Here is a 12,876-nt window from a genome sequence, read left to right on the forward strand (position 1 = left end):
CGGCCGTACGTCTCCAGCAGCCGTAGCCACACCTCGCTGACCGTGGGGTACGGCGGGACCGCGTGCCACAGCCGGTCCAGCGGGACCTCGCCGACGATCGCGATCGTCGCGGCGTGCAGCAGCTCCGCGACGTCCGGGCCGGCGAGGGTGAAGCCGACGATCACTTTCCGGTCCTCGTCGACGACCATGCGGGCGTGGCCCTGGTAGCCGTCGGCGTGCAGGGCGGCTCCGGCGACGGCGGCCAGGTCGTAGTCGATCACGCGGGTGCGTATCCCGGCGGCTTCGGCGGCGGCCGCGGTCAGGCCCACCGAGGCGATCTCCGGGTCGGTGAAGATCACCTGAGGGACCGCGCGTTCGTCGGCCGTCGCCACGTGGCGGCCCCAGCGGCCGTCCTCGACCGGTTCGTCCTTCGCTCGTGCCACGATGACGTCGCCGACCGCGCGGGCCTGGTATTTGCCCTGGTGGGTGAGCAGCACGCGCCGGTTGACGTCGCCCGCGGCGTACAGCCGTCCGTCGCCGATCGGCGTCCCGTCCTCCCCCACTACGCGCAGCGTGTCGTCCACCGTGAGCCAGGTGCCCGGCGTCAGGCCGAGGGCGTCGAGGCCGAGGTCGTGGGTGTTCGGTGTCCGGCCGATCGCGACCAGCACCTCGTCGGCCTCGATCCGGTCGCCGTCGGTCGTCGTGATGTGCACCGTTCCGGACTGGTCGCGGTGGGCCGATGCGGCGGTCGCGCCGGAGCGTACCGAGACTCCGGACTCCCGCAGCGACTCGGTGACCCGCTCGCCGGCGAACGGTTCGGCCTGCGGCAGGACACCGTCGCGGGCCAGCAGCGTCACCGAGGAGCCGAGGGCGGCGAAGGCGGTGGCCATCTCCGACGCCACCACGCCGCCGCCGATGATCGCGAGGCGGCGGGGGGCCGCGCTCGCGGCGGCCGCCTCCCGGCTCGTCCACGGGGCGGCGTCGCGCAAGCCGGGAATGTCGGGCAGCAGCGCGCTGCTGCCGGTCGCGACGACCACCGCGTGCCGGGCCGTCAACGTCACCCGAGCGCCGTCGTCGCCGGTCACCTCGACCTCGTTCGCGGACACGATCCGGCCCTGGCCACGATGCAGGGCGATCCCGGCCGAGTCGAGCCAGGCGACCTGGCCGTCGTCCTTCCAGTGCGAGGCGAACGAATCGCGGCGGCCCAGCACCGCGGCCACGTCGAGATCACCCGTCACCGCCTCCCGTGCGCCGGGCACCTGGCGCACCGCCCGCAACGCCGCCGCGCTGCGCAGCAACGCCTTGGTCGGCATGCACGCCCAGTAGGAGCACTCCCCGCCGACGAGCTCACGCTCGACGATCGCGGCACTCAATCCGCCTCGCACCACCCGGTCGGCGACGTTCTCCCCGACCGGGCCGGCGCCGATGACCACGACGTCGTAGATGGTGCCGTCCATGTCAGTTGCCCTTCGCGGCGCGGCCGAGGCGGATGGCCGAGATGAGGAAGAAGATGCCGCCGGGGATGGCGTAGCCGGCCGCGTTCATCAGGGTCGGGTTCGGGGCGGCGGCGCCGAGGATGAAGGACGCCCCGGCGAGCACGGAGATGGCGCCGCTGATGATCATCGGCCACTGGCCGCCCATCTTGCGTCGGGTGACGGCCACGATCAGCTGGACCGCCCCGGCCACGATCGCCCACGCACCCCACACGCGCAGCACCGCCGGGATCCCGGACGTGCAGGCGATGGCCACGCCGATGGCCGTGATCAGGCTGACCGCGACGTTCACGTACAGGAGGGCAGGTGAGCCGGTGGTGCGCGAGGCGCGGGCGTCGATGACGGCGGCGGCCACGTCGAACAGCGGGTAGAGCACGAGCAGGGTGATCGCGAGCGGGCCCAGGTTCGCGGCCGTCGTGAACATCACGAGGGCCCAGACGATGGCGAACGCGAACCGGACGAAGTACAGCCGCCGCAGCGTGAGTGCGGTTCCGGAGATGCCGGAGGAAGCAGCGATGGAGCTCATGACGATCCTTTCAGAGGGTGGGTGGCGCGCGCCGGTCACGTCCCACGTCGGCGCTTTTAGACGGTTCTGGTCGCCGGCGGTTTCCGGACGAGACCGAACGTTCTACCTCTCGAAGCTTGTTGCCTGAGGCGCGGATTGTCAAGACCGAACGTTCTACCTACTAGGGTGGTCGCATGCGCAACGCATCCGCAGGGCGGCCGTCGGAAGCGCGGTCCCGGCTGCTCGACACGGCCACCCGGCTCTTCTACGGGGAGGGCATCCGTGCCGTCGGCATCGATCGCATCGTCGCCGAGGCGCAGGTGACGCGCGCCACCCTGTACCGGCACTTCGCCGGCAAGGAAGACCTCGTCCTCGCCTACCTGAGCGGCGTCGACCGCGCCATGCGGAGCCCAGCCGAGGAGGCCATCGCCGCCGGGCTACCGGCCGCCGACACCGTCCTCGCCCTCAGCAAGGGCATCGCCCAGGCCATCCAGTCCCCCGGCTTCCGGGGGTGCGCCTTCCTCAACGCCGCCGCAGAATATCCCGATCCTGAATCGCCGGCACGTAAGGCCGTGCTCGCCCACCGGGAATGGTTCCTGGAAACCATCACGGGGCTGCTGGCCGAAATCCGGGAGAGCGGCGCCGAGCCCGCCGCTCGTCACTTCGTGATGCTGCGCGACGGGGCCATGGCCGCCGGGTGCCTGTTCGATCCGGCGCTGATCAGCGAGACCTTCCTGCACGGAGTCGAGAGACTCTTGCAGCTTCATGCCACTAGCGACCACTCAGGGCGACCAGGCCCGAGGGCCGACGTATAGCACGCACGCATACGAGGTGTACGCCATAGGAGGGCTTAGGTAGTGTCCGGGGCGTGCGCCAGGGTGCCCGCAAGTTGTCGACCTCCGCGATGCTCGTCTCACTCATGGTGCTGACGGGCTGCTCAGGGGACGCCGACATACCCTCGCTGGACGAGGTGTCCAAGCAGCTGATCACGGACGGCGACAAACTGATCGCTTCAAGGGAGCTGGCCGCGACCGGATCCGCCACCGCGACCGAAAGAGCGGACCGGGAAAGCGACGCGGGGTGCTTGAAGGGCCAGGTCCAGCGCTTCTTCCGGGCGCAGGGCGATCTCAACGGGCCGCCGTACAAGCACTCACCAGGGAACGCGGCCGGATTGATGGCCAGTTGGCTGCAAGTGCGCGGCTACAGCAGGGTGGTGGATGATCTCGATCTGCACGACGAGAATCTCGGCGTGGCCGTCCTGCGGAACCCGCAGACCGGCATCACTTTCATGATTGCCGTACGTAACGGGCAGAAGCCGCACATCAGGATCGTCGGCAAGACCAGCTGCTACGAACGCGCCGGCTGACCGCTGGTCTAGGCAGGCATCTGAGCCGCTTCGGCACTTGCGGCCTGGGCCTGCTTGCGGAGATGGTCAGCGGTCGAGATGCAGTTCTCTCGCAGGAGGTCGATCTCCCGTGCCAGTTGCACGGTTTGCGAGCTGAAACGGCCCGCGGCCGGTCCTTTCCAGAACGCGTCGACTCCTTGCGGCCTGGTGAGCGCGCCGGCATACACCTCTGCCAACTGCCCGGCGTACCGGATGAGGGTGGTGGCGAGCTGCTCCTTCTCAGCAGCCTGCCGGAGCAGTTGGCCTTGACTGGGAATGGTCATGCTCAGCCTCCTCTCCTCTCCAGGGCATTTTTCATGGCGTCGTAGAGTCGGCCACGGATCGCCTTCTCCACCTCGTCGCGCTGGTCTTCGGTCAGCGGTTTCTGTCCGTGTTCGTCCAGGGAGCTGTTCACCCACTCGGCCAGTTGCCTCACGAGTGTGTCCGCGATGTCTGCGGCCATGGCGGGGGTCTTCTTGTCGAAATAGTCCGTGATCATTTCTTTGAGGCCGTCCTTGGCCTCATCCAGCGCGACGTCCCGTCCGGTGGCCGCCGTCGCGTCTTCGATGGGCCAGTACTTGTTGGACAGCCAGGAGACGGGGATCAGCGCGACTCCAGCGAGCCAGTCCGCGTATTCGTCATCGGTCCATTCCGCATAGGTCGAGCCCGCCAGCAGCAAATTGGCCGCACCTGCGGCGAGTGCCATACGGGAGGTGTACTCGTGCTGTGTGGCGTCGTCCCCGAACGGCCTGAACCGGCCGATGTCCATGCCCAGCCGGTAATCCTGCGCCGCCTTCATCAAGGTCTGCGCCGCATCTTTGTCCTGCATGAGCCCGCCGATGAAACGGGACGCGGCCTCAGGCTCGAGGCCGTCCCAGGGCGACCAGGGGTACAACCCTTTCAGACTCGGCGAGTCACGCTTCGACTGTCCACGGGCGAGTTGGTCGAGGTAGGGCGTGACGTTCTTGGCGAGGATCTCGCTGATCGGCGAGTCCTTGAGTGTGCCCCACGAGCCTCCGATCCACGGGCTGTCCTCGGCCCCCATGCCGCGAATGATGTTGAACCACGCCCGCTCGCGCACGCTGTCCACTCCCGCGCCGGGCCGCAATGCCTTGTCCAGAACGCCGGCCATCTTCTTCTCGAAGTTGGGAATGCCGCTCTGCCGGGCACGCTGGGGATGCAACAGCCAGCCCGCGGCGTCCTTGTTCTCGGCCAGCAGTGTCTGCAACGCCTGCGGATCAGCGTCGTACGCGTCCATCAGCGCGTTCAGATTCCAGTTCTGGCTCGTCGGAAGATCCGCGGCCAGTGGCCGGCCGAGTACGCGAAGCGCCACCTGATTGAGGAGCCTGGCCGATGGCTTGGACATCGCGACCAGCGCCGTCAGCACGCCGGGCTGAGTCGTCCTGATGAACTCCTCGCCCCACTCCTTACCGAGTCTGCCCGCGCGTTCAGCGTTGGCGTACACCTCGGCCAGCGGACCAAGAGCCTCTTTCCCCTCCTTCAGGGCGCCGGGTGGCACTCCCTTGTCCATCGCCGGGCCTTTATTCTTCATCCACTGCATGAACAACGCGCGGAACCTGTCCGGCCCGAGAGCCGACAGCAATGCGGCAGCGTAGGCAGGGTCGGTCAATTTCTGTTTGGTCGCCGCCACGGCGGCGGCCACCTTGCGCCAGTTTTCCGGCGAGTCCTCGATCTCGTACTGCTTGAGTGCCTCAGTGATCGGCGCCGCGTCGGCTTTCCCCTGGCGGGCGGCCGCCGCTTCGTTGTCGAACGTGAACACCCCGCTGAGCAAGCCGTCTCCAGCAGCGGGAACCATTTGTTTGAGGGTGTCGATTCGCCATTTGAGGTCCCGCTGGGTGTCGTTGAAGAACGCCCAGGACCGGTGCATGGCACTGACCCCCTGCGTGCCGGTCCACGAGACGCCGGCCTCCGCGATGGCCGTTTCGAGGCCGTGCCGGGTACGCCCAAGGATGTCCTTGCCCATTTCCATCTGGCGGATCAGCTGATCCGCCCCACGGGGATCGATGCCGACGAACTCCCCCATGCCCCCTCCCCGGAGGATGCGGCCACAACGCAGGCGTCAAGCACACCGATCGGTCGCCGACCCATCCCTATAAAGAATCGGACTGCAACAAGCAGGGGAAATGCCCCGAAGCCAGATGCCGGGGTGGTTCAGGGCGGTGTCGGTGGCCTGCCCCTTGCGGCCCTCCCAAGCTTCGGTCGCTCACGGTTCGTAGTCATGGACCAGCGTGGGGATCTTCATGCGTCCAACCCCTTGCGCAATGGTCAAGAATCGTTGACCATTGCAGGCATGTCTTCCGACGATCTCCCCGAGACGTTTCACGTCACCACCGACGAGCAGCTGCGCGCCGTCTCCAACCTCACCCGTCACCGGATCATGGCCATGCTGCGCTTCGAGCCGGCGACGATCACGCAGATCGCGCAGCGGATGGGCCTGGCGAAGGGGAGCTCCAGCTATCACGTGCGGCTGCTCGAGCGGGCCGGTCTGGTGAAGGTGGTGGCGACGCGGAAGGTGAGAGGGGTCACCGAGCGGTACTACGCGATGGCCGCGCGGTCGATCGAGCTGCCGGATCCGGGGCCGGGGCAGCCGGACATACTCCTGCGCAATGCGGTGGCGGACCTGGAGGCGGCGCCGGCGGACGGCGAACGGCACGTGCGGATGGCGCATCTGCGACTCACCGAGGAGCAGTTCGCGGAGCTGGGGGCGCGGCTGCACGCGCTCGTGGACGAGTACCGGGCGTTGTCGGATTCGTCGCTTCCGGACGTGTCGCTGGTCTTCGCGTTGTTCCGGCCGGATTCGAGCCCCCAAAGCGAGGATCCCGGCCCCCAAAGCGAGGATCCCGGCCCCCGCGGCGAGGATCCCGGCCCGCGAAGCGAGGAGTCGGGCGCGCAGGTCGAGGAGCCGGGTGCGCAGGTCGAGGAGCCGGGTGCGCAGGTCGAGGAGGGCGGCGAATGACCTCGGTGAAGTTGCCGGTCGGGTTCGGGCGGCTTTGGACGGCGCAGACGGTGTCCTCGCTCGGTGACGGCGTGACGCATGCCGCGCTGCCGCTCCTGGCGGTGGCGTTGACCAGGGATCCGATGGCGCTGGCCGTCGTCACGGCCGCCGGCACGCTGCCCTGGCTGTTGTTCGGGGTGCTCGGCGGTGCGCTGGTGGACCGCTGGGATCGTCGGCGCACGATGTGGGTCACGGATGCCGCGCGGGCGGTGCTGCTCATCGTCCCGGCCGCGGCGGCGGCGTTCGACGTGCTGAGCATCCCGCTGCTGGCGGGCACCGCGTTCCTGCTCGCCCTCGGCGGGCTGTTCTTCGACACGGCGGCCACGGCGTACCTGCCGGATCTGCTCCGGCGCGACCCCGCGCTGCTCGAACGCGCCAACGCGCGCCTGCGCGGCGCCCAGACCGCGACGTCCGGGTTCGCCGGGCCGCCCGCGGGCAGTGCGTTGCTCGCGCTCGGACGGTCGGTGCCGCTGCTGGCCGACGCGGTGTCGTTCGCGTTGTCCGCGCTGCTCGTACGGTCGCTGCCCGCCGTGCCGCGCCCGGCCGCCCAAGCCCGCGAGTCGCTGCTGCGGCAGGCGCGGGCCGGGGCCTCCTACGTCTTCAAGGACCGGCTGCTGCTCGGGCTCGCACTCCGTCCGGCCGTCGGGAACATCGCCTTTCTCGCCGTGGAGACCGTTCTGGCCCTGTTCGCCCACGAACGTCTCGGCGTCGGCGCCCTGGGCTTCGGCCTGCTCCTCACCGCCGAGGCCACCGGCGGCCTGCTCGGCGCGGGCATCGCGTCCTTCCTCGGCCGGCGTCTGGGCACGGGCACGGCGCTGACCTGCACCGCGACCATCGAGGGCCTGGCCATCCTCGGGCTCGCCGCCGCCCCGAACGCGTACGTGGCCGGGCTCGCGCTCGCCGTCTGCGGGGCGGGCATGGGCGCCACGATGGTGCTCGGGCCCTCGCTCCGGCAGGCCATCGTCCCTGCTCACCTGATGGGCCGGGTCGCGTCCACGTCCCGCATGCTCGCGATGTGCGCGGCCCCGTTCGGCGCGTTCCTCGGCGGCTGGCTGGCCACCGCCTACGACCTGCGCACTCCGCTGTACGCCGCCGCCGGCCTCCTGCTCGCCATGACGGCCGTCACCGCGACCATGACCAGCAACCGCCGCGTCGAGGCCGCGCTGCTCGACGCGCGCCCGCAAGCCGTGCAGACCGCTGCCACGTGACGGCCGTCTCCCCCAACGCGGCCTCCACGTGACGACCGTCTCCCCAACGCGGCCTCCACGTGACGACCGTCTCCCCAACGCGGCCTCCACGTGACGACCGTCTCCCCAACATGGTTTCCGCGTGACGACCGTCTCCCCTACGCGTCGCCGACCTGGCCGGACGGGGGCGGGACGTCGAGGCCGGCGAGCAGGTCGCGCAGCAGGTCGGCGAGCTGGTCGCGGCGCTCGGGGGTGAGGTGGCCGATGAGCCGGTCCTCGGCGGTGAGCAGGCCGGCGACGACGCGGTCGAGCAGCGCGTGGCCCGCGCCGGTGAGGGTGACGGCGCGGGCGTGGTAGCCCGTTCCGGAGGTGGCGCGCTCGACGAGGCCGGCGTTGGCCGCGCGTTCCACGCGCTGGGTGATGGCGCCGCGCGTGACCATGCACGCCTCGGCCAGCTCGCCCGGGCTCATCCGGTACGGCGGGCCGCTCCGCCGCAGCGTGGACAGCAGGTCGAGGGTCGCGACGTCCACACCGAGGCGGTTCAGCAGGCGGCGGCGTTCGTCGCCGAAGGCCTTGGCGGCCCACCAGATGCGGGTGATGACGCCGATCGACTCGACGGGGACGCCCGGCAGTTCGCGCCGCCAGGCGTCCTGGATGGCGTCGGCGCCGTCGCGGGGAAGGTCGTCAGCGGCCACGTTCTGCGCCGCCGTTGACCTGGATGATCTGGGCGGTGACGTGGGCGCCGCCGGGTGAGGCGAGCCAGTGGACGGTTTCGGCGATGTCCTGCGGCGTGCCCGCGCGGCCGGTGTGCGTCTGGGCGAGGAGCGCGGCGCGGCGCTCGCCGGTCAGGGTGTCGCCGAAGAACTCGGTGTCCTCGATGTAGCCGGGGGCGACGACGTTCACGGTGATGCCGCGAGGGCCGAGGGCGGCCGCCAGGTCGAACGCGTAAGGGTGCAAAGCGGCTTTCATCGGCCCGTACGAGCTGCCGCCGGAGCCGCGCAGGGCCGCGATCGAGCTGATGAACACGACTCGGCCTTGGGGGTTGAGCAGGTCGCGCAGCGCCTCGGTCGGCAGGACCGAGGTCAGGACGTTCGCGCGGAAGTTGGCCGTCCACTGCTCGGCGACGTCGCCCTGGCCCGCGACGTTGCCGCCGGCGTTGTTGACCAGGACGTCGATGGTGCCGAACCGCTCGGCCAGCTCCGCGCGTACCCGCTCGACCTGGCCCGGATCGCTCAGGTCGGCGGCGAGCGCGGCGGCGCCGATCTCCTTGGCCGCCTGGTCGAGGACGTCGGCGCGGCGGCCGATGATGACGGTGCGGTCGCCGTCGGCGGCGAAGCGGGCGGCGACGGCCTTGCCGATGCCGGTGCCGCCGCCGGTGACCACGATGGTGCGCGTCATGCGGATCCTCCTCCTTTGAGTTTAGGTCTAAAGTCAGCTTACCCGGTCTTCGCAGCGGGCCGCGTGTCAGCGGCGGTGTCAGGACGGCGACGGCCCGGTATCAGGGCGACCGGCGATCGTGAGGCACATGAACGGTCCAGCCACCGCGCTGGACCAGCCCACATCACGAAAAAGGACCTCATCATGCCCACCTTCACCACCCCCGCCCCGATCACCGCCGTCCTGCACATCCCCGCCGGGCGCGTCGAGTTCGTCGCCACCGACCGGACCGGCACCACCGTCCAGATCCAGCCCGCCAACCCCGCGAAGGCCCGCGACGTCAAGGCCGCCGAGCAGACCTCGGTCGAGTACGCCGACGGCGTCCTGCGCGTCGAGACCGCGATCAGGAACCAGTACCTCGGCTCCACCGGATCCGTCGCGGTGACGGTCGAGCTGCCCGCCGGCTCCCACGTCGAGGCCAGGACGGCCGGCTCCGAGCTGCGCACCGTGGGTCGCCTCGGCAACGTCGCCTTCGAGGGCGCCTACCGCCGGATCGAGCTCGACGAGCTCGCCGGCCTGCGCCTCACCGCGACTGACGGTGACGTCGAGGTCGGCCGCCTGACCGGCCCCGCCCACATCACCACCGCACGGGGCGACATCCAGATCGCCGAGGCCGTACGCGGCACGCTCGTGCTCGCCACGCAGTCCGGCGACATCTCCGTCACCGCCGCCGCGGGCGTCTCGGCCTCCCTCGACGCCGGCACCACCCACGGCCGCGTCACCAACGCGCTGAAGAACAGCGGCACCGTCGAGCTGGACATCCACGCCACCACGTCCAACGGCGACATCACCGCCCGCAGCCTCTGACCTCTCAGTGGCTCCTGTCCGACGAGGTGCCGGGCGCCCCGCGCGCCGGCCTCGAAGGTGTATGCACTTGCATGTGGTCTCCTCATCGGGCATAGTTGGTTTTGTCCAACCAACCTTTTCGGGAACGGTGTGAGGATGGAGCACGTGTCGGCCGGCAGGGACGGCCCGGCTCAGGAGGCCGTCGACGGAGTGGCGGCGGCGCTGGCCACGGTGGGGAACTGGATGTTCTCCCCGGCCACGCGGCGCAAGATCATGGCGTCCTCCGGGCTGGAGCTGTCCTTGGGCGACTACACGTTGCTGGCCCCGGTGTCGCTGCACGCGCCGGTGCGGCTGTCGGTCCTGGCGGAGCTGATGGAGGTGGACAAATCCACCCTGTCACCCTCCGCCAAACGCCTGGAGGCACGCGGCTTCATCGCACGCCGGCCCGATCCCGACGATGCCCGGGCACAGCTGGTGAGCGTCACCCGGGCCGGCAAGCTCGCCATCAGCAAGCTCTGGAAGGCGCGCGCGGCCGCCGTCGCCGCTCTGCTGTCCGGCTGGGAGGCGGCCGACGTCGAGCAACTGGCCGTGAGCCTGGCCGCACTCAGCGACGCGATCAAAAAGGCGCGCTGACAGAGGTTCTGGAGCTGGCCCGCACCGGCGATCGACCGGCGTTTCCCGCCGGAGCGGGCGCCTGACGCGCATGCCGCTGTCGAGGAGCGCCGCACCGTCGGCATACACGTGACACGCACACCGCACCGTCGGCATGCGCCTGACGCGCACGCCGCACCGTCGGCAAGACCATGCTCGCCGGCATCTCGACGTGCCCCTCACGGGCGCTTCAGTGCACATACCTATTGATTTCTGGCAAGGAGTCCACTTCGCCATGTCCGCTTTCCCCAAGATCTTTGTAGCCGGTGCCACCGGACTGCTCGGCGGCCAGATCGTGCAGGCCCTTCTCGACCGGGGCGCCCCCGTTCGGGCCCTGGTGCGCCCTGGAGCCGGCGAGGAGAAGAGGCGTTCCCTGACCGCTCTGGGATCCGACCGCTTGGAGCTGGTCGAGGGTGACATCACCGACCCGGCCGAACGGCTGGCGGAGGCCATCGGTGACGCCACGACCGTGATCTCGGCCGTCCAGGGCGGCCCCGACGTCATCGTGGACGGCCAGGCCAACCTCCTGCGCGCCGCGGAGAAGGCCGGCGCCCAGCGGTTCATCCCCTCCGACTTCGCCTTCGACCTGACCAAACTGGACGACGGCGACAACTTCATGATCGACTGGCGCCGCCAGGCCGCCGCCGCCCGCGCCGGCAGCCCTCTTGACGTGATCTCCGTGCTCAACGGGGCCTTCTACGAGGTGATGACCGGCTTCATGGGGCTCATCGACTGGGAGCGGGGCACCCTGTCCCACTGGGGAGACCCCGACCAGCCGCTCGACCTCACCTCGGTGGCCGACACCGCCGCCTACACCGCCTCCGTCGCCCTCGACCCGGCCGCCACCGGCACGCTGCGGTTCGCCGGCGAGGTCATGTCGATGCGCCAGTTCCACGACGCGGTCCAGCGCGGCTCCGGCCGTACCCTGGAGCTGCGGCACCTCGGCACCGCCGACGACCTGCGCGCGGAGATCAGCCGTCAGGCGGCGGTGGCGCAGAACCCGTTCGACTATGTGGCGCTGCAGTACCAGTGGTGCATGGTGACTGGCAAGGCCAAGTTCGATCGCCTGGACAACGACAGGTACCCGGACGTCACGCCCGTGTCGATGACCGACTTCGTCCGCGCCACCGCACCCGCGCACTAGTCCGCCCTCTGGGGCCTGATCCTTGATCAGCCGGTCCGGCGGCGACCCGAGCTCCGTGACGGGGAGGCTGCCCGGATGGCCAGGCTTCGCTGGGGCGAGGCCGTGGCCTCCCTCAGGATCGGCGCGCACGCGGCGGCCTCGGGCCCGATCGCCGCGAACGCCGCCAGCAAACCCTCGGTGACCGGCTGGCCGAGCAGGTCGGGCAGTGCCTCGGCCGCCGCCGGCCCGATCCCGGACAGCGCCCAGGAGATGCTCTCGTGACGGTGATCGTGGGGCTCATCGGCCGGCAAGTCGTGCAGGCGGCGGCGCAGCAGAGGCAGCAGGGGCGCGGCCCGTGGCCCGAAACTGGCCACGGGCTGGGCAACGTTCCTGGGCATGCGCTCGCGTTCCAGCGCCCAGGCCAGCATCGGCAGCGCTCGGTCGTCCCCCGTGCCGCTCAGCGCCTGCAACGCAGGGCTCACCGTCGGCTGGTCGCCAGGCCATTCGATCACCCACGGCAGCTCCGCGTCCTCCAGCCGCTTCTGGTCGGCCACGCGCCGGTCCGTGGCGGCCAGAGCCTCCGCCAGGGCGTCCGCGGCGGGCGCCGCCAGCTCACCCAGATCCTCCAGGACGCCGACCGCTCCCGACATCACGACGGCGCCCGGCCGCCCTCTTCCTCGCCTGTCGAGTCCAGCAGCAGGATCCCGCCGAGGCCGGCAACTTCCGCCGCACCATCACCGTCGCCCTCGACGCCGCCACCCGCAACCAGCCCAGCCCCACCATGACCGACATGGCCGGCAAGATCATCGAAGCCCTCGACGCCGCTCGCTGACATGCCACCGCAGCCCCTCACGGGGTCCTGTCCTCTCCAGGGACCCCGTAACACCGGCTCATCAGTGATGCTGACGCTTCGCCGCCGATCCTGGACCCGGTTGCCGTTTCGGCGTGGAACCGCGCCCATACGGCGATGTCCGCCGTGCTCGCCCAGGTGAGCCTGCTGGATAAGGAAACGGCAGGTGCGAACCACTGCGGCCGGACTCCGTGAGCACGGTGATCGCCTCATCGATGCGCCCCGCCTTCTCCCTCAGCCGGTCTCGGCGTACGGCGCCAAGATCTCCCAGTCCCGTCTGGCGGCCGGTTCCTTCACCGCGCCTGCGGCGCAGAACCACTCACCCGAGCGGGCGGTCGCCACACCCGTGTCGAGGTGCCCGTGCTCGGTCAAGAGGTCCACGATGCTCGGCGTCACCCCTTCGTACAGGCTCCGCCGCCGATCGAGATCATCAGCGTTCATGACCCTGAACTCGTACGGGCTGCT

General features: G+C 70.3%; 16 protein-coding genes. 7 read left to right on the forward strand and 9 right to left on the reverse strand.

Features of this window, described 5'->3' with window-relative positions:
- Both HCN51_RS46455 and HCN51_RS46460 read right to left on the reverse strand, forming a co-directional pair.
- On the reverse strand, positions 1-1,436 hold a 1,436-nt coding region (locus tag HCN51_RS46455; RefSeq protein ID WP_168018325.1), incomplete at its 3' end, for a dihydrolipoyl dehydrogenase family protein.
- Position 1,437: 1 nt separating this feature from the next.
- Positions 1,438-1,998: a DUF308 domain-containing protein gene (locus HCN51_RS46460; RefSeq protein WP_168018326.1), complete on the reverse strand. Its 561-nt coding sequence runs from the start codon at positions 1,996-1,998 to the stop codon at positions 1,438-1,440.
- Between the two features lie 173 nt (positions 1,999-2,171).
- Between HCN51_RS46460 and HCN51_RS46465 the strand changes: the two genes are divergently transcribed.
- Positions 2,172-2,792: a TetR/AcrR family transcriptional regulator gene (locus tag HCN51_RS46465; RefSeq protein WP_168018327.1), complete on the forward strand. Its 621-nt coding sequence runs from the start codon at positions 2,172-2,174 to the stop codon at positions 2,790-2,792.
- A 53-nt stretch (positions 2,793-2,845) separates the two neighbouring features.
- A complete protein-coding gene (locus tag HCN51_RS46470) occupies positions 2,846-3,343 on the forward strand; it encodes a hypothetical protein (RefSeq protein ID WP_168018328.1) in 498 nt (165 codons plus the stop codon).
- Between the two features lie 8 nt (positions 3,344-3,351).
- Here HCN51_RS46470 and HCN51_RS46475 read toward each other — a convergent pair whose 3' ends face one another.
- Positions 3,352-3,645 (reverse strand): hypothetical protein, encoded by a 294-nt coding sequence (locus HCN51_RS46475; RefSeq protein ID WP_168018329.1) that lies wholly within the window; start codon positions 3,643-3,645, stop codon positions 3,352-3,354.
- A 2-nt stretch (positions 3,646-3,647) separates the two neighbouring features.
- Positions 3,648-5,405, reverse strand: coding sequence for a hypothetical protein (locus tag HCN51_RS46480; protein ID WP_168018330.1), 1,758 nt, complete (start codon positions 5,403-5,405; stop codon positions 3,648-3,650).
- A gap of 195 nt (positions 5,406-5,600) precedes the next feature.
- On the opposite strand from HCN51_RS46480, the gene HCN51_RS46485 reads away from it, so the two are divergent.
- Together HCN51_RS46485 and HCN51_RS46490 are read left to right on the forward strand one after the other, a co-directional pair.
- Positions 5,601-6,338, forward strand: a complete 738-nt coding sequence (locus tag HCN51_RS46485; RefSeq protein ID WP_206068680.1) for an ArsR/SmtB family transcription factor — start codon at positions 5,601-5,603, stop codon at positions 6,336-6,338.
- Positions 6,335-7,585 (forward strand): MFS transporter, encoded by a 1,251-nt coding sequence (locus HCN51_RS46490; protein ID WP_168018331.1) that lies wholly within the window; start codon positions 6,335-6,337, stop codon positions 7,583-7,585. The genes HCN51_RS46485 and HCN51_RS46490 overlap by 4 nt, the downstream gene beginning before the upstream one ends.
- A 137-nt stretch (positions 7,586-7,722) precedes the next feature.
- On the opposite strand, the gene HCN51_RS46495 is transcribed toward HCN51_RS46490, so the two are convergent.
- On the reverse strand, positions 7,723-8,259 hold the full coding sequence (locus HCN51_RS46495) for a MarR family transcriptional regulator (RefSeq protein ID WP_168018332.1): 537 nt from the start codon (positions 8,257-8,259) through the stop codon (positions 7,723-7,725).
- On the reverse strand, positions 8,249-8,962 hold the full coding sequence (locus HCN51_RS46500; RefSeq protein WP_168018333.1) for an SDR family NAD(P)-dependent oxidoreductase: 714 nt from the start codon (positions 8,960-8,962) through the stop codon (positions 8,249-8,251). Before HCN51_RS46500 ends, HCN51_RS46495 begins: the two co-directional genes overlap by 11 nt.
- 183 nt (positions 8,963-9,145) lie before the next feature.
- Between HCN51_RS46500 and HCN51_RS46505 the strand changes: the two genes are divergently transcribed.
- The 3 genes from HCN51_RS46505 to HCN51_RS46515 all read left to right on the forward strand — a co-directional run bounded on the left by HCN51_RS46505 (position 9,146) and on the right by HCN51_RS46515 (position 11,582).
- Complete coding sequence (locus HCN51_RS46505; protein WP_168018334.1) at positions 9,146-9,808, forward strand: DUF4097 family beta strand repeat-containing protein; 663 nt, start codon at positions 9,146-9,148, stop codon at positions 9,806-9,808.
- 135 nt (positions 9,809-9,943) lie between these two features.
- Entirely contained in the window at positions 9,944-10,420 is a 477-nt protein-coding gene (locus HCN51_RS46510; protein ID WP_168018335.1) for a MarR family winged helix-turn-helix transcriptional regulator, read from the forward strand.
- Between the two features lie 253 nt (positions 10,421-10,673).
- On the forward strand, positions 10,674-11,582 hold the full coding sequence (locus HCN51_RS46515; RefSeq protein ID WP_168018336.1) for an NmrA family NAD(P)-binding protein: 909 nt from the start codon (positions 10,674-10,676) through the stop codon (positions 11,580-11,582).
- A gap of 26 nt (positions 11,583-11,608) precedes the next feature.
- Here the strand turns inward: HCN51_RS46515 and HCN51_RS46520 are convergent, their stop codons facing one another.
- The 3 genes from HCN51_RS46520 to HCN51_RS46530 form a co-directional block, all read right to left on the reverse strand.
- Positions 11,609-12,211: a hypothetical protein gene (locus tag HCN51_RS46520; RefSeq protein WP_168018337.1), complete on the reverse strand. Its 603-nt coding sequence runs from the start codon at positions 12,209-12,211 to the stop codon at positions 11,609-11,611.
- A complete protein-coding gene (locus HCN51_RS46525) occupies positions 12,211-12,396 on the reverse strand; it encodes a hypothetical protein (RefSeq protein ID WP_168018338.1) in 186 nt (61 codons plus the stop codon). The genes HCN51_RS46520 and HCN51_RS46525 overlap by 1 nt, the downstream gene beginning before the upstream one ends.
- A gap of 249 nt (positions 12,397-12,645) precedes the next feature.
- Positions 12,646-12,852, reverse strand: a complete 207-nt coding sequence (locus HCN51_RS46530) for a hypothetical protein (RefSeq protein WP_168018339.1) — start codon at positions 12,850-12,852, stop codon at positions 12,646-12,648.
- Positions 12,853-12,876 lie beyond the last annotated feature (24 nt).

It is taken from the genome of Nonomuraea composti, from assembly GCF_012034275.1.
Lineage (GTDB): Bacteria > Actinomycetota > Actinomycetes > Streptosporangiales > Streptosporangiaceae > Nonomuraea > Nonomuraea composti.

What these genes read in the sequence shown, in the direction of transcription:
- HCN51_RS46460 (WP_168018326.1), bottom strand. Translation starts at nt 1,998, where the DNA reads ATGAGCTCCATCGCTGCTTCCTCCGGCATCTCCGGAACCGCACTCACG.
- HCN51_RS46465 (WP_168018327.1), top strand. Translation starts at nt 2,172, where the DNA reads ATGCGCAACGCATCCGCAGGGCGGCCGTCGGAAGCGCGGTCCCGGCTG.
- HCN51_RS46475 (WP_168018329.1), bottom strand. Translation starts at nt 3,645, where the DNA reads ATGACCATTCCCAGTCAAGGCCAACTGCTCCGGCAGGCTGCTGAGAAG.
- HCN51_RS46480 (WP_168018330.1), bottom strand. Translation starts at nt 5,405, where the DNA reads ATGGGGGAGTTCGTCGGCATCGATCCCCGTGGGGCGGATCAGCTGATC.
- HCN51_RS46485 (WP_206068680.1), top strand. Translation starts at nt 5,601, where the DNA reads ATGGACCAGCGTGGGGATCTTCATGCGTCCAACCCCTTGCGCAATGGT.
- HCN51_RS46490 (WP_168018331.1), top strand. Translation starts at nt 6,335, where the DNA reads ATGACCTCGGTGAAGTTGCCGGTCGGGTTCGGGCGGCTTTGGACGGCG.
- HCN51_RS46500 (WP_168018333.1), bottom strand. Translation starts at nt 8,962, where the DNA reads ATGACGCGCACCATCGTGGTCACCGGCGGCGGCACCGGCATCGGCAAG.
- HCN51_RS46505 (WP_168018334.1), top strand. Translation starts at nt 9,146, where the DNA reads ATGCCCACCTTCACCACCCCCGCCCCGATCACCGCCGTCCTGCACATC.
- HCN51_RS46510 (WP_168018335.1), top strand. Translation starts at nt 9,944, where the DNA reads ATGGAGCACGTGTCGGCCGGCAGGGACGGCCCGGCTCAGGAGGCCGTC.
- HCN51_RS46515 (WP_168018336.1), top strand. Translation starts at nt 10,674, where the DNA reads ATGTCCGCTTTCCCCAAGATCTTTGTAGCCGGTGCCACCGGACTGCTC.
- HCN51_RS46520 (WP_168018337.1), bottom strand. Translation starts at nt 12,211, where the DNA reads ATGTCGGGAGCGGTCGGCGTCCTGGAGGATCTGGGTGAGCTGGCGGCG.
- HCN51_RS46525 (WP_168018338.1), bottom strand. Translation starts at nt 12,396, where the DNA reads ATGTCAGCGAGCGGCGTCGAGGGCTTCGATGATCTTGCCGGCCATGTC.
- HCN51_RS46530 (WP_168018339.1), bottom strand. Translation starts at nt 12,852, where the DNA reads ATGAACGCTGATGATCTCGATCGGCGGCGGAGCCTGTACGAAGGGGTG.